This is a genomic window from Gluconacetobacter tumulisoli, from assembly GCF_014174155.1.
Taxonomy (GTDB): Bacteria; Pseudomonadota; Alphaproteobacteria; order Acetobacterales; family Acetobacteraceae; genus Gluconacetobacter; species Gluconacetobacter tumulisoli.
The window spans coordinates 393,591-410,855 of sequence record NZ_JABEQM010000002.1; the positions used below are offsets into that span (position 1 = coordinate 393,591).

General features: G+C 68.1%; 10 protein-coding genes. 3 read left to right on the forward strand and 7 right to left on the reverse strand.

Annotated elements, in window-relative coordinates:
* The first annotated feature begins 146 nt into the window (after window positions 1-146).
* On the forward strand, window positions 147-3,860 hold the full coding sequence (gene putA, locus HLH28_RS04180) for a bifunctional proline dehydrogenase/L-glutamate gamma-semialdehyde dehydrogenase PutA (RefSeq protein ID WP_182954826.1): 3,714 nt from the start codon (window positions 147-149) through the stop codon (window positions 3,858-3,860).
* Between the two features lie 342 nt (window positions 3,861-4,202).
* Window positions 4,203-5,075, forward strand: a complete 873-nt coding sequence (locus HLH28_RS04185) for an oxygenase MpaB family protein (protein WP_338029647.1) — start codon at window positions 4,203-4,205, stop codon at window positions 5,073-5,075.
* A 33-nt stretch (window positions 5,076-5,108) separates the two neighbouring features.
* Here the strand turns inward: HLH28_RS04185 and HLH28_RS04190 are convergent, their stop codons facing one another.
* Both HLH28_RS04190 and HLH28_RS04195 read right to left on the reverse strand, forming a co-directional pair.
* Complete coding sequence (locus HLH28_RS04190) at window positions 5,109-6,167, reverse strand: acyltransferase family protein (RefSeq protein WP_182954828.1); 1,059 nt, start codon at window positions 6,165-6,167, stop codon at window positions 5,109-5,111.
* 180 nt (window positions 6,168-6,347) lie between these two features.
* Window positions 6,348-6,815 (reverse strand): Lrp/AsnC family transcriptional regulator, encoded by a 468-nt coding sequence (locus tag HLH28_RS04195; protein ID WP_338029648.1) that lies wholly within the window; start codon window positions 6,813-6,815, stop codon window positions 6,348-6,350.
* Window positions 6,816-6,991: 176 nt separating this feature from the next.
* On the opposite strand from HLH28_RS04195, the gene HLH28_RS04200 reads away from it, so the two are divergent.
* On the forward strand, window positions 6,992-9,394 hold the full coding sequence (locus HLH28_RS04200; RefSeq protein ID WP_246395653.1) for a TonB-dependent receptor domain-containing protein: 2,403 nt from the start codon (window positions 6,992-6,994) through the stop codon (window positions 9,392-9,394).
* A 39-nt stretch (window positions 9,395-9,433) separates the two neighbouring features.
* Here the strand turns inward: HLH28_RS04200 and HLH28_RS04205 are convergent, their stop codons facing one another.
* The 5 genes from HLH28_RS04205 to HLH28_RS04225 all read right to left on the reverse strand — a co-directional run bounded on the left by HLH28_RS04205 (window position 9,434) and on the right by HLH28_RS04225 (window position 16,959).
* Window positions 9,434-10,513, reverse strand: coding sequence for a lysophospholipid acyltransferase family protein (locus HLH28_RS04205; protein WP_182954831.1), 1,080 nt, complete (start codon window positions 10,511-10,513; stop codon window positions 9,434-9,436).
* A 453-nt stretch (window positions 10,514-10,966) separates the two neighbouring features.
* Entirely contained in the window at window positions 10,967-12,154 is a 1,188-nt protein-coding gene (locus HLH28_RS04210; protein WP_182954833.1) for a hypothetical protein, read from the reverse strand.
* On the reverse strand, window positions 12,151-13,104 hold the full coding sequence (locus HLH28_RS04215) for an ROK family protein (protein WP_220789919.1): 954 nt from the start codon (window positions 13,102-13,104) through the stop codon (window positions 12,151-12,153). Before HLH28_RS04215 ends, HLH28_RS04210 begins: the two co-directional genes overlap by 4 nt.
* Before the next feature lie 68 nt (window positions 13,105-13,172).
* Entirely contained in the window at window positions 13,173-14,372 is a 1,200-nt protein-coding gene (locus HLH28_RS04220; RefSeq protein WP_182954835.1) for a heparan-alpha-glucosaminide N-acetyltransferase domain-containing protein, read from the reverse strand.
* Between the two features lie 100 nt (window positions 14,373-14,472).
* Window positions 14,473-16,959: a TonB-dependent receptor gene (locus HLH28_RS04225; protein WP_246395654.1), complete on the reverse strand. Its 2,487-nt coding sequence runs from the start codon at window positions 16,957-16,959 to the stop codon at window positions 14,473-14,475.
* Window positions 16,960-17,265 lie beyond the last annotated feature (306 nt).

Genomic DNA, 17,265 nt, shown 5'->3' on the forward strand with positions numbered 1-17,265 from the left:
TCGATCCGCGTCGATGCGGATCATATACACTCTTGAGAATCATATATGATCTGATAGGGGGATGAGTCCAGAGGCCGTCGCCGTCCGCAAGGGCGCGTCGCGGCCGCCCAGCACCCCGTTCCACCCTGGCCAGCGGACCCGAGACCATGACCCCCTCCCCCACCCTGCCGCCGACCGCCGCGCCCGGCGCGGTACCCACCTCGGCCCTGGCGGGCGCGCTGCCGGCGCGCGACGGCCAGCGCGCGCGGATCGCCGCCGCCCTGCGCCGGGCGGAGCCTGCCTGCATCGCGGCCCTGATCGACGACGCCACCCTGTCGCCGGCGCAGGAGGCCCAGGCCGACGCCACCGCCCGCCGGCTGACGCAGGCGCTGCGCAGCGGCCGGCGCCCGGGCGGGGTCGAGGCGCTGGTGCAGGAATTTTCCCTGTCGTCGCGCGAGGGGGTGGCGCTGATGTGCCTGGCGGAGGCGCTGCTGCGCATTCCCGACATGGCGACGCGCGATGCGCTGATCCGCGACCGGATCGGCACCGGCGACTGGCTGGCGCATGTGGGCCGGGGGCGGCCCCTGTTCGTCAATGCCGCCGCCTGGGGGCTGGTCGTCACCGGCCGGCTGGTCGGGCCGGAGCGCCAGCACGGGCTGGCCGGGGCGCTGATGCGGCTGGTCGCGCGCGGGGGCGAGCCGCTGATCCGCCGGGGGGTGGACGTCGCCATGCGGATGATGGGCGAGCAGTTCGTGTGCGGCGAGACGATCGACGCGGCGCTGGAGACCAGCCGGGCGCGCCATGACAAGGGGTTCCGCTATTCCTTCGACATGCTGGGCGAGGCCGCGCTGACCGAGGCCGACGCCGTGCGCTATTTCCGCGACTACGAGACCGCGATCCATGCCATCGGCCGGGCGGCGCAGGGCGGGCGCGACGTCTATGACCGCAACGGCCTGTCGATCAAGCTGTCGGCGATCCATCCGCGCTATGCCCGCGCGCAGCGCGAGCGGGTGATGGAGGAGCTGCTGCCGCTGCTGGTCCGGCTGGCGCGGCTGGCGCGGCGGTACGACATCGGCCTGAACATCGACGCCGAGGAAAGCGAGCGGCTGGACCTGTCGCTGGACCTGCTGGAGGGGCTGTGCCTGCATCCCGACCTGGCGGGGTGGAACGGCATCGGCTTCGTCGTGCAGGCCTACGGCAAGCGGGCGCCCGCCGTGCTGGACTGGATCATCGGGCTGGGGCGGCGCAGCGGCCACCGCGTCATGGTGCGTCTGGTCAAGGGCGCCTATTGGGACAGCGAGATCAAGAAGGCGCAGGTCGAGGGGATGGCGGACTTCCCGGTCTTCACCCGCAAATGCCACACCGACATCAGCTACGTCGCCTGCGCGCGCAAGCTGCTGGCGGCGCCGGATGCGGTGTTCCCGCAGTTCGCCACCCACAATGCCCGGACCCTGGCCAGCATCCATGCGCTGGCCGGCGCGGAGTTCACGCACGGGCAGTATGAATTCCAGTGCCTGCACGGCATGGGCGAGGGGCTGTACGACGCGGTGGTCGGGCCGCGCAACATGGACCGGCCCTGCCGGATCTACGCGCCCGTGGGCTCGCACGAGACGCTGCTGGCCTATCTGGTGCGGCGCCTGCTGGAAAACGGGGCCAATTCGTCCTTCGTCAACCAGATCGGCGACGAATCCGTGCCCGTCGAGACGCTGGTCGCCGACCCGGTGCGCACCGCCCGCGCGCTGGCCGCCGCCGAGGGCGTGGCGGTAGGTGCGCCGCATCCCGCCATTGCGCTGCCCGGCGCGCTGTTCGGGCGCGAGCGGTCCAATTCGGCGGGGCTGGATCTGGCGGACGAGCCCAGCCTGCACGCCCTGGCGCAAGGCATGGAGGACGGCCCCCGCACCTGGGAGGCCGCGCCGATGCTGGGTGACGGCGTGCCGTCGGACGCACCGATGCGCGACGTGCCCAACCCCGCGCGGCCGGACGACCGGCCCGGCACGGCGCGCTTCGCCACGCCGGACGACGCCGCGCGCGCCGTGGGACTGGCGGAAGGCGCCCTGGCCGACTGGTCCGCGCGGCCGCCCGCCGAGCGTGCCGCCTGCCTGGACCGCGCGGCCGGCGCGCTGGAGGAGCGGCAGGCGGAACTGATCGGGCTGATCGTGCGCGAGGCCGGGAAATCCTATCCCAACGCGGTGGCCGAGATCCGCGAGGCGGTGGATTTCCTGCGCTATTACGCCGCGACCATCCGCCGCGATTTCGACAATGCCACGCATGTTCCGCTGGGCCCGGTGGTGTGCATCAGCCCGTGGAACTTCCCGCTGGCGATCTTCCTGGGGCAGGTGTCGGCGGCCCTGGCGGCGGGCAATGTGGTGCTGGCCAAGCCCGCCGAGGAAACGCCGCTGATCGCCGCCTGCGCGGTGCGCATCCTGCACGCGGCCGGGGTGCCGCCGGGCGCGCTGCAGTTCCTGCCCGGCGCGGGCGACGTGGGCGCGGCGCTGGTGGCGGACCCGCGCATCGGCGCGGTCATGTTCACCGGGTCGACCGAGGTCGCGCGCCTGATCGCGCGGCAGCTGGCCGGGCGCGTCGGCGCGGGCGGGCAGCCGGTGCCGCTGGTGGCGGAAACCGGCGGGCAGAACGCGATGATCGTCGATTCGTCGGCGCTGGCGGAACAGGTGGTGGCGGATGTCATCGCCTCGGCCTTCGACAGCGCGGGGCAGCGCTGTTCGGCCCTGCGCATCCTGTGCGTGCAGGACGATTGCGCGGAGCATGTGCTGGCGATGTTGCGCGGCGCGATGGCCGAACTGCGGGTCGGCGACCCGGCGCAGCTGCGCACCGATATCGGCCCGGTCATCACGTCCGAGGCCCGCGACGGCATCGCCGCCCATATCGCGCGGATGCGCGCGAACGGCGCCCGGGTGTGGGCGCCCGCCACGCCGCACGCGGTGCCCGGCGGCCATTTCCTGCCGCCCACGCTGATCGAGATCGACAGCATCGCCGAGATCGGGCGCGAGGTGTTCGGCCCGGTGCTGCATGTCCTGCGCTGGCGGCGGGCGGAGCTGGACGCGCTGATCGCGGCGATCGACGCCACCGGATACGGCCTGACCTTCGGCCTGCACACCCGCATCGCCGAAACGGTGGACCATGTGACCAGCCGGATCGCGGCCGGCAACCTGTATGTCAACCGCAACACCATCGGCGCGGTGGTGGGCGTGCAGCCCTTCGGCGGGCGGGGCCTGTCGGGCACCGGGCCGAAGGCCGGGGGGCCGCTGACGCTGCGGCGGCTGCTGTCGGCCTGCCCGGCCTTCGTGCCGCCCCCTTCGGCCGGCACGGACGGCGCGCGCGCCGGCGCGTTGCCCGAGGCCGCGCGGGAATGGCAGGCCTGGTCGGCGGGCGGCAATCTGCCGGACGGCGTGACCGGACCGGCCCTGCACGGGCTGTCGGTCGCGATGCCCGGGCCGGTCGGCGAGACCAATATCTGGTCGCTGGCCCCGCGCGGCACGGTGCTGTGCCTGGCGCGGACCGAGGCCGGGGCGCGGCGGGCCACCGGCATGGCGCTGGCGGCGGGCAATGGCGTGGCGCTGCTGGCCGAGGACGCGGCGACGGGCTGGATCGCCGACCTGTCCCCGGCCTTGCGGTCGCGGGTCCGCCGTATCGCCGGCGTGGACAAGGTGGCGGCGATGGGCCCGGCGGTGGTGCTGGCCGAACCCGGCGCGCCCGAACTGGATGCCGTGCTGGCGGCGCTGGGCGCGGGGGACGGGCCGGTGGTGCCGGTGCATCTGCTGACCGCGACGGGGCCGCTGCCGGAATGGCTGCTGGAGGAACGGCTGGTCAGCACCAACACCACCGCCGCCGGCGGGAATGCGTCGCTGATGGCGATCGGCTAGTCCCTTTCCTTTCCCCCCGGAATCCGGTGTGGACTCCGGAAGGATGCTGCCTCAATGAACCGCTCTCCGCGCGGATCGCCGTCATGCGGGGCGACCTGATCCGCGCGGACCGGCATGTGCCGTCCGGCTGCATGCTGCCGCCCGGGATGCGGTGCATGCCCGGGTGGGCAGATGCCGCGCCGTGCTGCGTGGAGCTGGCGAGGCGTCCGGCCGGGGCGTACGGGCCGGGGACTCCGCCGGACAGAGGGGAGCCGGGGGCGGGAATGTGATATCGCTCGGGACGTGGTTCCGGCCGTGCTATGCTGGGGTCCGGTCCATCCATGACCGCTGACGGGAGGCGCCGTGACCCTGTCACCTCTCTTTCCGCGCCTGCCCGCGCCGCCGGGCAGCGCCTGGCTGAAGCGCCGGCTGGCCGCGCGGGTGTCGGACGTCTTCAACGACCGGACGCGGGGCGAGACGCCGGTCGTGCGCCAGGCCGACGGATTGTTCGCGCCGGACAGCGTGGTCCGCCGCGTGCACGGCGACGTCGTCGCCATGATGGCCGGCGGAATTGCCGCGCTGCTGCTGCAGATGCTGCATCCCGCGGTCCTGGCCGGGGTCTGGGACCATTCCCGCTTCCGCGACGACATGCATGGGCGGCTGCGGCGCACGGCGCGCTTCGTCGCGCAGACCACCTATGGGCAGCGCGACGACGCCCTGGCCGCGATCGCACGGGTCCGCCGGATTCATGACAGGGTCAGCGGCCTGCTGCCGGACGGCACGCCCTATCGCGCGAACGACCCGTCGCTGCTGGCCTGGGTTCATCTGACCGAGACGACCAGTTTCCTGGCCGGCTGGCGCCGCTTCGCCGAGCCGCTGATGCCCGAGCACGAGCGCAACCAGTATTTCGACGGGATGGCGCGGATCGGGACGGCCCTGGGGGCCGCGCCGGTGCCGCATACCGAACATGCGGCCTACCGCCAGATGGCGGCGATGCGGGGCGCGCTGGGCGTCGACGCGCGCACTCGCGAGATATGCGAGATCCTGCTGACGGGGCCGCCGGCCTTCCCCGGCGGCCGGCACGCCGTCGGCCTGATGACCCGGGCCGGCATCGACCTGCTGCCGCCCTGGGCGCGACAGATGCATGGGTTCGCCCCGCCCGGCCCGGCGACCCCGCTGGTGCGCGCCGGGACCTTCGGACTGGCGGAAACCGTCCGCTGGGCATTCCGCGCGTAACGGCCGGGCGCGGCCCCTGCTGGAGCGCGGCGGTCAGGCCAACGGTGCCGTCCTGACCCTGCGGGCGACCCGGTCGATGGCGCGATCGAGGCGTACGCGGGCAGCCGCGTCCAGGCCATCCAGGAACCAGGCAATCACGTATAAAACGGCCAGCGTCACCGGCGCGGCCCAGAACGGAAGGGTGGCGAGGGGAATGTGCAGCCCCTTGTCGAGCACCACGCCGATGCACCAGAGCAAGGGGGCATGGATGGCATACAGCGCATAGGACGCCGCGCCCGCGACCTGGAACACGGCCAGGCTGGCGCCCCTGGGCTGCGTCGCCGCCCCCAGCCAGACGATCAGGGGAAAGAGCAGGAACACGGCCAGCAGGTCGAGCACGCCGCGCGGGATCGCGGTGCTGTCGATCACCAGGGCGAAGGCCAGCAGGCCCATCGGGACCCAGGCGCCGAGCCCGAGGGATCCGGGCCGGATGCGCCAGAGCAGGACGCCCAGGAAGAACGAGAAGCCGACCCGGGCCAGGGCGACCGCCGTCCCCTCCCAATACATGCCGGCATTCAGCGACCCACGGACAGAGGCCGAAACGACCAGGCCCAGCGCGGAGATGCCCACCACGGCCATCAGCGTCCGGGTCGTCAGCCGCGGCCAGGCAACGGCCAGGGCGGCATTGGCCACCAGTTCGTAGAAGAGCGACCAGGCCGGGAAATTGAGCGGATAAAGTTCGCCATGCGCGCCGAGCCACGGGAGGTAGAACAGTGCCGCGGGAAAGGGAGCAAGTTCGGCAAGCGGCTTGAAATGGAGGGCGACCTCCAGCGCCGTGACCGCCGCGCCGATCGACAGCCCGAGCGCGTAGAGCGGCCACAGACGCACGACGCGTTTGCGCATGAACGCGGCAAACGGCAGGCCGGCATCCAGCCGGGCCGAATAGGCCTCGGCCAGGACGAATCCGCTGAGGACGAAGAACAGGTCGACCGCCAGATAGCCGCCCGGCGGGAACCAGGCCGCAGGGAATATGATGTGGATATGGACCAGGACGACCGCCGCCGCGGCCAGGCCGCGCAACCCGTCCAACGTGTGAAACAAGCGCTTCGCCATGGCCCTGCCCTTGCCGGGGCGCCGTGCGGGATCGCGGAACGAAACGCCCGCGAACCGTCACGCGCAACATGTAACGGGTTTGTTGCGCAATGTAACCTGTTTGTAACGGATAAGTTCCTTGCGTCAGGACAATATCGTGCAGGGGCCGTATCGTGCCGGCGCCGGACCGGAAATGCCGGATCAGAAATGGAGGTACGTCCGCTGGACGACCTCCTTCATCGAAAAGAACGTCCTGGTCAGGCGGATTCCCGGAAGCGAGACCAGCCAGTCGCCGTAGATCGCGTTGAATTCGTCGATCGACGAGGCCCGGATCGTGACCAGGTAATCGAATTCGCCGGACACGAGGTAGCACGCGACGACCAGCGGATGGTCGCGGATCGCGGCCTCGAATTCCGCGAAGGCCTGCTTGTTCAGCCGGTCCAGGCAGACGCCCATGACGATGACCGCGCTGCGCCCGACCGAGGCCGGGGCGATGTCGGCCCTGAAGCCGGTGATGATCCCGTCCTCGGTCATGCGCTGCACGCGCCGGAAGCAGGTCGCGGTGCTGGTCGCCGCCTGGCGCGCCAGGTCCGTGATCGATATGCGCCCGTCGACGCTGAGAACCCGCAGGATCCGCCTGTCGACCCCGTCCATGTCAAACTGTTTCACTTTTCAGTGATCCGGGAAAAAATGAAAGGATCGTTCATTTCCGCCTTCATGATGATGCCCCTCGCCTTCGTTTTGATTCAATAACGAACGCACCGATCATAACGTATTGGATATGTTTTGCCCTCGTATTTTGAGGGTCTGATATGCAAAAACATGATAGATGCGGTTCGAAGGCGATGCTCTCCGTCCGGATGCGGGGGGATGCGCGTTCCGTCGGCCGCCGGCGCCGGCTGATGCTGGCGACGGCGCTGGGCGCGCTGGGGGCCATGGCGCTGGCGCCGCTGGCGCCCCGCGACGCCCGTGCGCAGGCGGCCCATCCCGCGCCGGCCCACGGCACCCGCGCCCCCGCGCGCCATGCGGCCGCCAAGCCCGCCGCCCGCCACGCGCAGGCCGTGGAATCCCGGTCGGCCGAGGCGTTTTCCGTCGTGGGATCGCACGAGACGTCGCACGGCATGGAACAGACCATCACGCGCAAGATGCTCAACCGCTTCGTGGCGGGGACCAGTCCGCTCCAGGTACTGGGGGCGACGACGCCGGGCGTCAGCTTTGCCACGGCGGATGCGCTGGGCCTCGATACCTATGCCAATTCGCTGTATATCCGCGGCTATAACCAGAGCCAGCTGGGCGTCACGCTGGACGGGATTCCCCTGGGCGACCAGGGATTCATCAACACCAACGGCCTGGATATCAACGAGGCCGTCACGCCCGACAACATCGCGCGCATCGACATGTCGCAGGGCGGCGGCGCGCTGGATGTCGCGTCGACCGCGAACCTGGGCGGCGCGCTGCAATATTACACGCAGGACCCGCGCGACACGCTGGGGGCCGACGTCTCGCAGACCTTCGGCAGCAACAGCACCTATCGCACGTTCGGACGGTTCCACAGCGGCGTGCTGAACCGGACCGGCACGAAATTCATGGCGTCCTACGCGCGCACCGACGCGCAGAAATGGAAGGGCCATGGCGACCAGTACGAACAGCAGGCGAATTTCAAGTTCGTGCAGCCCCTGGGCGAGCGCGGGCGGCTGACCGGATTTTTCGATTATTCGGAATTCAACCAGTATAATTATGGAAATATCAGCCTGGAGATCAAACAGAAGCTGGGGTCGAGGACGGATTATTTCTACCCCGACTACAAGGGTGCCTACCTGGCCGCGCAGGGCATCTTCCCCGCGGGATGGGACCAGGTGTCCAGCCCCACGGACATCGCGTATTACGATGCCGCGCAGGACCAGCGGAATTACCTGACCGGGCTGAACGGGAATTACGACCTGACGTCGCGGCTGCGGCTGAAGAGCGTGATGTATGCGCAGGTGTCCGGCGGGGACTATGAATTCACCAACCCGTACGTGTCGTCGCCCAACGGCGCGCCGATGATCCAGCAGGCCGACCACCAGTGGTTCCGCCGCATCGGCGGCACGCTGGCGCTGCAATACCGGCTGGGCCATCACGACCTGGAATCCGGCGTCTGGTACGAGAACAACGATTTCACGTATTCGCAGCGGCTGTACAGCCAGCCCCTGCTGGGCGAGGGCACGCCGCGCAAGGGCACGGGCCCCTACGAGAATTCGTTCGCCACGCGCTATGGCGTGCAGATGAACACCAATGCCTTCCAGTACTATCTGCAGGATGCCTGGCACATCCTGCCCAGCCTGCGCCTGCATGCCGGGTTCAAGTCGCTGCTGGTCACGACGGCGGGCGGCGCGTTCGAAAATAACGAGACCTATACAGGGCAGAGCGCGCTACCCAGCGGCAGCCTGACGACGGCGGGCGCCTTCCTGCCGCATGTCAGCCTGAACTGGACGTTCCTGCGGCATCACGAGCTGTTCTTCGACGTGTCGCGCGACATGCGCGCCTATTCCTATGGCGGGTGGAATTCACCGGTTGCCTGGGGCGTCGACAACCAGGCCATCTTCTCGCAGCTGCGCAAGACGCTGAAGCCCGAGAGCACCTGGAACTACCTGATCGGCTATCGCTACAACTCGAAATATGTCGACGGCGTGCTGAACCTGTATCATTCGGATTATTCGAACCGCCTGGCGCCGATCACCAGCGGCACGCTGGTCAACGCCAACCAGACCTTCCTGAACGTCGGGTCGATGGCGATGTGGGGCGTCGATGCCGGGGTCACCGTCCGGCCCCTGCCGCACCTGGAGGTCTTCAACAGCATCAGCTACAACCATTCGACCTATGGCCAGGGGATCTATAACGCCGGCACCTATTACGACCTGAAGGGCAAGATGGAGGTCAATTACCCCTCCGTCATGTACAAGTCGAACGTGGCCTATACCTACGGGAACGCGACGCTGAACTTCAACGTGTACTACATGGGGCGGCGGTACCTGTCCTACATGAACGACACGTCGGTCGATCCGTACTGGAATGCGAACCTGACGGCGTCGTATGATTTCAAGCATGTGCCGCATGTCGCGGATTTGAATTTCTCGCTGGGCATCTACAACCTGTTCAACCAGGAATATATCAGCTCGATCGGCGCCAACCCGATTTCGGGCGACCGGCAGTCCATGTTCGCGGGCGCGCCGCGCCAGTTCTTCGGAACGCTGCGCGCACGCTTCTGAACGTCTGCGGCGGGAGCGGAGGGTTCCGTTCCCGCACGTTCAGATGCCGCAGGCGGGCACGTCCTGGCGCGGCGGTTCCTTCGGCCAGCGGCGATGCAGCCACAGCCAGGTGGCGGGGCGCGCCCTGATCCAGCGTTCCAGCGTCGCGTTGACCATCAGCGTGATCGCGTAGGTGTCGGCCTCGCGATTGCCCGTGCGGGGGACGTCGATCGGCTTTTCGCACACCATCCTGAACCGCCCGCCCCCCAGCCGCAGCACGTAGACCGGCATGATGGGCAGGTCGAAGCGCAGGGCCAGCCTGGCCAGGGCGGGGGCCGTCATCGCCGGCCGGCCGAAGAACGGGACGGCGATCCCGTCATTCATCTTCTGGTCCACCAGGAGGCCGAGCGACCCGCCCGCCTGAAGATGGCCCAGCGCGTCGCGGGCCCCCTCGGCGCCCTTGGGGAACATCCTGTTCTGCGGGCCGAGGGCCCTGTGGCGCATCGACTGGATCACGGCGTCGACATGCCGGTTCGACGCCGCCCGGTAGAAGCCGGACACCGGCAGCCCGATGCCGCCGGCGATCGGCAGGATCATTTCCCAGTTTCCGAAATGTCCGGAAAAGAACAGCGCCTGTCCCCCCTGGCGTGTCAGGGCGTCGATATGCTCCTCGCCCTCGATTTCCCAGCCGGGGCCGCGCGGCGTGCGGGTGAAGGTGGCAAGATGGGGCAGTTCCCCCAGGGTCCGGCCCAGATTGTTCCACACCGCGCGGATGACGCCCTGGCGTGTCGTGGCGTCCATGTCGGGCAGCGCCGCCCGGAGGTTCCGGTCGGCGATCCCGCTTTCCCGCAACCGGCCGCCGACCTGTTGCGCGGCCCATCCGACGAGGGCGGACGACGCGCGCGGGCCGATGAGCCGGAGGGCGTGCAGCGCCCCGGCCAGCAGCGTCGCCAGCACGGGCGCGAGGAGGAGCAGCAGGAGGTCCGTCGGCGGGCTGATGCGCAGGACCGGCCGGATCGCGATCCGGCGCGGCCGGGCGGCGGAGAGCGCCGGCACCCTGGGGCCGGACGCGGCGCGGTGCGCCCCTGCCGAGGTTTCATGATCGAAATGGTCGGAAGGCTTCGGGCGGGTGGAGGGCATGCCCAACTATGCGTACAATACATAGCTGAGTCTCCAGGAATAGCGTAACCGAATGCAACCCTGGCCGGTTCGGCCCCTGAGGGCTGTTTGAAAACGCGCGTCGGATCGCCGGCGCGCATTTCAAGCCGGTTGCAATGAGCCTGCCTGAAAATGGGGGCTGGTGAGCGAGAGCGGCCACTTGGGGCCGCGCCCGGCGTGGGTTTGCGAGCACCGAAGGGGAGCGGCCTTGATGGCCGCCCGCCACGGAGCGCAGGAAACGCGCGTCGGATCGCCGCCAGCGCGCATTTCAGGCCGGTTGCGACGAGCCTGCCTGAAAATGGGGGCTGGTGAGCGAGAGCGGCCTCTTGGGGCCGCGCCCGGCGTGGGTTTGCGAGCACCGAAGCGGAGCGGCCTTGATGGCCGTGAGCATCGGAGCGCAGGAAACGCGCGTCGGATCGCCGCCAGCGCGCATTTTCAGGCGGGCTCGCGCAGTGCGCGGGCGATCCAGTCGAGATTGGCCCGGCGCAGATGGCCGTAATTGTAGAATGCGATGCCCTGGCCGGGCGTGGCCAGTACCGCGCGGACGACGGCGGCGAATGCGGCCTCGGACGGGAAATCGGCGGGGGACGGGCGCAGGACGACGCGCGGGGCCGCCCCTGCCGGCAAGGTGTCGCGCACGTCCCAGAGCGCCGACAGGACCTGGTGCGGGTCGGGCTGGTACAGGCAGAGTTCCAGCCCGTCGCCGGCCGCCGTCAGCGCCGCCAGGTCGCTGCCTTCCAGCCAGGCCGCGACCGGATTGCGCTGCACCGAGGGAATGACGTGCAGCGATCCGTCCGGGCCGATTTCCGCCCGGATCGCCGCGACCAGGCTGGTGACCGTTTCGCAGCGCCACGCCAGGAAGGCCCGCAGCGCGTCGTTCGCCACCATGTCGGCCAGCAGGCGCGTCATCCCGTCGTCCCACGTCCGGTCGGCGGGGCGGGCGAGATAGCGCGATGCCTGGTCGCGCAGCGTGTGGCGCAGCGCGTCGGCGTCGATCCCCCGCCCGGCCGCGCCGGCGCGGCAGGAGTCGCAGAAGCACAGGCCGGCCACGGCCTCGAACCACGGATCGCGGCCCAGCAGGGACATTTCATGGTGATAGCCGTGCTGGTAGGGCTGCCAGCCCGGGGTTTCCAGCACCAGGCCCCGCACCGCCGGCGCCCGCGCGATTTCGCCGGCCAGCGTGACGGCATAGGCCCGGACCTCCGGATGGGCGGGGCACAGGCTGTAGGGATAGCGGTCGCCGAAGACGTTCCGGCAGGTCGCGTGCGGATGGCGCGTTCCCAGTTCCGTATTGTGCAGCAGCACCGTCCAGCCCAGGATGCCGAGGCCCGCGTCCGCCAGGCCGCGCAGATGTGCGTCGTCCAGCGGGCGGTCCGCCGGCACGGGCCGGATCGCGCCGAAGCGCGACGGGTCGACGCGGACATGGACCGCGCCGTCCTGCGGAAAATGGACGCGCGACGTCAGCCCGTGCGGGCGCAGGAACTTGCCGGCATGGTACGCCAGCGCGACGGTCAGGGTGTCGAGGCCCATGGCCCGGACCCGTTCCGCGAAGGACCGGGGGTCGGGCTGGTCCTGCAGGTCCCACGGGTAGATATACAGGCCCCGGTAGGCGTCCGTCGTCATGGGGCGGCCACCGGCCCGCCCTTCAGCCACGAGGCGCCGACCAGGCCGGAATCGGCGGGAAGATGGCCGGGCACGACGATCGGCCCGGTGCCCGGGCGCAGGATGCGCGACCGGACCGCCGCGTCCAGGGCGGCCAGCAGGCGGGGGCGGTTGGCCAGCCCGCCGCCGACCGGCATGATCGTGGCGCCGGTGACGTTGACGACGCCGGCCAGCCCCGCCGACATGCGGTCCAGCCACATGTCCATGGTGTGGCGGGGATGGTCCAGACCCGCCTCCCAGTCGGAGAGGATCGCCTGGCTGTCGCTGCCCTGGCCGGTGAAGGCCAGGTGCAGGCGTTCGATCCCGCGTGCCCCGCCGATCGTGTCCAGGCAGCCGAGCTGCCCGCAGCTGCAGCGCAGGGCCGGCACGGCGCGGGGGTCGGCGCAGGCGGCGATGAACGGCCCATGCCCCCATTCGCCGGCCAGGCCGCCGGCACCGACGATCGGCCGCCCGTCGATCACCAGCCCGCCGCCGACGCCGGTGCCGAGGATCACGCCGAAGACGATCCGATGGCCGGCGCCGGCGCCCTGCATCGCCTCGGCCAGCGCGAAGCAGTGGGCGTCGTTGCCGATGACCACCGGGCGGCCCAGGCGCGTCGCCAGCGCGTCGCGCAGCGGACGTTCGTTGACGCAGGGAATGTTGGCCGAGCGGGTATGGCCCGTCTGCGGATCGCAGACGCCCGCGATGGCGACATGCAGCGGCAGGCCGCGATCGTAGGGCGCGGCGAATTCGGCCAGGGTGGAGACGAAATCGGCCATGCTGCCGACCGGCGTCGGTCGCCGCCGCCGGTCGGAGAGCTGGTGGGCGTTGTCCGCGACGGCGAAATCGATATAGGAGCCGCCGATATCCGCGCAGAGTATCACGATGTGATCCTTGAAGCCGTTCTTGGGCAGCGCCGGAAGGTCACACACCGGTTCCCGACCGGAGGTGAACCGACCGATCGCCCATAGAATATAATCTTGAAAAGGAGGGTACGCGTTCAGATCTTCACGACGATCTTCTTCTTCCACAGTACGAAGCTGGGGATGAAGCACAGCGCGACATAGGCGCAGGCATAGAGCAGGGACGTGGGTTCGGTCGATCCCCAGTGCGCGAAGACCGTCCGGTACACCCATTCGCCGATGCCCTGGCCCTGCGGCATGACCGGGATCTCCCACAGGAGTTCCGACCCGAATTCCGAGACGCAATAGGCCACGATCGCGTTCGATCCGAAGATGATCGACAGCATCATGAACCCCCGGACGGCGGCGGACGTGCGATAGACCTGCCGGACGTCGATCAGGATATAAAGCGCATACAGCGCCATGATGTCGATGCCGGCGCACAGCAGGACGAAGCTGCTGGACCAGATATTCTTGTTGAACGGAAAGAAGGCGTTCACGACGAAGGACAGGACGAAGATGCCCACGCCGCCCAGCGCCCAGCGCCGCACGGCCGGCGCGGCCGGGTTCCGCGAGGCCGCCTTCATCACCAGGCCCGAGACGATTCCGATCAGTACCGTGCAGAGGGCCGGCAGCGTGCTGAGGATGCCTTCGGGGTCGCGGTAGATGCGATAGAGATGACCGAAATGGAACCAGCGCTGGCAGAAATCATTGAAGGCGCGGTCGACCCAGGCGACGATATTGTTGCGATCGTCCAGGTAGGCGACGTCGACCCCCGGCATGCCGATGCCGGGAATGGGCATGAACCGCAGCATCGCCCAGTACAGCACCAGGATCGCCGCGACGATGCCGCAGAGGACGCGGGTGTCGCGCACCTTGAGGAACAGCGCGCCGCAGACCAGGTAGCAGACGGCGAAGCGCGTCAGCACGCCCAGCACCCGCAGGTGCGCGAAGTCGAAATGCGGGAACAGGGCAAGCAGGATGTCGATGCCGAACAGGATCAGCGACCGCCGGACGATGCCGGCGAGCAGTTCGCCCGGAGGTGCGCCGCGGTCCAGCCGGCTGCCGAGCGAGAACGGGATCACGCAACCCATGATGAACATGAAGCTGGGGAAGACCAGGTCGGTCGGCGTCCAGCCGTTCCATTCGGCATGGCGCAGGGGGGCGTAGACATGATCCCAGTCGCCGGGATCATTGACCAGGATCATGAAGGCGATCGTCAGTCCGCGCATGATGTCCACGGACATGATGCGGGATTTCCGGATTTCGTAGGGCTTGTCGATCGGCGTCTGGGCCACTGTGTTCTCCTGCTGCAGGCGACGCGGAACGGGGTCCCGTGGCGGGACCCCGTCAGTGATTCGGACTCTCGGGCTTAAAGAGGCGTTTTCGGGCAGGTGCTCAGAAACCGCTGGAAACCGAGACGAAGGCCGAGAACGGGGCGCCGACCAGGTAGATCGGGCTGGAGCCCTGGACCATCGTGCCGTGCAGGCCCATCATGCTCTGGGCGTTGGCCGTCGTGCTGCCGGCCATGGCCAGATAGTGGTTGTCGCCGATATTGACCAGGTTGAGCTGGATCTGCGGATGCTTGGCCGGGCCGATCGATTTGAAGCGATAGCCCAGGGTCAGGTCCGACGTCAGGTAGGACGGGATGCTTTCGTCGTTCATGAACGTCGTGTACTGGGAGTCGATATAGCGGAGGTTGAAGTTTCCGAACACCCGCCCGTCATCATATTGCAGGCCGATCGCCGCGGTGAATTTCGGGCTGCCGACGGAGATCTTGCCCTTGGTCGGCAGAATGTCTGTGCCGGTGTCGAAATTGTTGTCCATCGTCGAATGCAGGTACTGGCCCGACAGGTACGGGCTGAAATGATGCCAGTAGCCCAGGCCGAATTCCGCCTGGAAGCCGCGTGACGTTTCGCCGCCCGCGTTGATCGGTTCCGCCACCACCGACGTCGTCCCGGGAATGTAGCCCGACGACGAGATGTTGTGGTTGGTGATGTTCAGGTTGAACGCGGAAAACGAGAAATTATAGAAACCGGTGTGGCGGTAGCCGATTTCCTCGCCGATCGAATATTCCGGCTTCAGCGCGCCGACGGTTGCGATCTGCCCGTAGTTGGGGTCGTAGTCGGGAACGTAGGCCTCGGTCGAGACCGGGGCGCGGAAGGACGTCGTGCCGTTGATATAGAGCTGGTCGTGCGGCGTCAGGCGATAGGTCGCATAGAATTGCGGCAGCGGTTCGAAGTAATTATGCCCCGTCTTCCACGGCTGCGCGCCCGGCACGTTGTTCGTGCCCTCGCGATAGACCATCGCCGCCTTGAACCCGGCGCTGAGTTCCAGCCTGTCATGCAGCAGCTTCAGCGTGTCGGCAAGGTAGAGGGCGTTCTGCTGCTGCCAGAAATTCAGATTGTCGCCGCTGAGGATCTGGCTGTTGGAAAAGCGGATCGGGCTCAGCCCGTAGCCGGCCACGGGATTGCCCTGGTTGTTCACCAGGTTCCACTGATAGCGTTCGGTATGGCTTGTATAGGAATACCACCAGCCGAAGGTCAGGGTATTGTTGCCGTGCGTCCAGCGGATGTTGGAATTGATCGCCCCGTTCTTCTGCTTCCACGGGTCGTCGAGCATCGCCGTCGCCACGCCGTCGGTGGCATAGGGCAGGTTCAGCGCCGGATAGGGCGATCCCGGCACCCCATATTGCACGTTGCCGAAATATCCCCCCGCCAGCGGAATGGACTCGCCACCATAGGACGGGCCGGATTCCTGGACGTAATAGGGGGTCAGGTTCAGTTCCAGTTCATGCGACAGCACGAATTTCATCGGAACGATGATGTTCAGCAGGTTGGTGTTGTTCTGCGAGAATCGATAATAGCTGACGTCGCCCGGGGTATACTGGCCGTCCAGGTTGAAGCTGGTGCCGTACTGCTTCCATTGCTGCAGGGTCGGGTTCAGCATCCCGTTGGCGAACTGGCGGGTGTAGCCGAAGATGAACTTGACGCTGTTGCCCTGGCCCCAGTCCTTCACGAACTTGGAATCGACGTGATAGCGGAACTGGTCGCCCGGCCCGCGCCAGTTGTTCGACGAAGTATAGGAAAAGGACGCGAAGCCGCGAATGCCGCTGTTGCCGATATCGCCGGTGTTGAAGCGGACGAATTCCTTGTTCGCGCTGTGGGTGCCGCCCATCAGGTCGACATAGCCGCCCATCTTGTGCGCCGGGTCCAGCTCGAAGGTCGAGATCTGGCCGCCCACGGCGTTGATCAGCGGCGCGTCGATGTCCGGCGAGCCCTGCGAGACGGTGACCGATCCGATATTTTCGTTGTCCACAAGGGTCGAGGTGAAAGGGCCGTAGTTGATCGGGTCGGATTCCGGCGCGCCCTCGAACAGAAAGCCGATCTGCGACTGCGTCAGGCCGCGCATGGTCATGGTGTCGCCGCCGCTCATGCCCAGCGGATCGACCTTGGCCGACACCACGCCGGGCAGGCTGGCGACCATGTTCGCGATCGTGGTGGTCGGCGTCTGCTTGGCGATGTAGTCGCGCGTCAGGCCGCTCTGCGACCGGGGGGCGTGTTCGATCGGCATCAGGCCGCCGCCGGGCGTCGTGTTGGTGACGCCGTTGGAGCTGTAGGTCCCGGCGGTGACCGACACCGTTTCGGCCTGCTGCCCCTGCGGCAGTACCGACATGCCGGTGACCGAGGTTTCGGCGGCGACGGGGGCCGCGTCGCCCGCCGCCGGACGATGGGCGGATGGGGACGGGGCGGAAGACGGGGACGCGGAGGGGGTCGAAGACCGGGACTGGATCGCAGACTGGGCCAGGGCCACGCCCGATCCGAGGGTGGAGACGGAGAACATGACTGTCGTCACGCGAAGCGCGGTCTTGAGCGTCAGGGCCATCGCAAAGCATTCCTGTACAATGTGGTTTTAGAATGATTATGCCGGCTCGATCACGCTCCCCCCGCGCAATACTGCAAAAGAGGCACGTTATGCTGTTTCCACCGGGGAACCATGTGTTCGTTACGGAATTAGACAGGTGCCGATTTAGTTCTGCAATAAAAATAAATAGGGCCTGAAATTTTTTTTCTCGAACCACGTCGCTTTCGAAACGTACGGCCTGCCGGGCAGTCCCGACCGGTCCCGCCGGACGTCCGCCGGCGGAACATCGGGACGAAATGTCAAAAATATCCAGGATTCGCCGCGATT

Excerpts from the sequence above, each read along its gene's own strand:
- putA (WP_182954826.1), top strand. The coding sequence starts at position 147 with ATGACCCCCTCCCCCACCCTGCCGCCGACCGCCGCGCCCGGCGCGGTA.
- HLH28_RS04225 (WP_246395654.1), bottom strand. The coding sequence starts at position 16,959 with ATGGCCCTGACGCTCAAGACCGCGCTTCGCGTGACGACAGTCATGTTC.
- HLH28_RS04205 (WP_182954831.1), bottom strand. The coding sequence starts at position 10,513 with ATGCCCTCCACCCGCCCGAAGCCTTCCGACCATTTCGATCATGAAACC.
- HLH28_RS04190 (WP_182954828.1), bottom strand. The coding sequence starts at position 6,167 with ATGGCGAAGCGCTTGTTTCACACGTTGGACGGGTTGCGCGGCCTGGCC.
- HLH28_RS04200 (WP_246395653.1), top strand. The coding sequence starts at position 6,992 with ATGCTCTCCGTCCGGATGCGGGGGGATGCGCGTTCCGTCGGCCGCCGG.
- HLH28_RS04210 (WP_182954833.1), bottom strand. The coding sequence starts at position 12,154 with ATGACGACGGACGCCTACCGGGGCCTGTATATCTACCCGTGGGACCTG.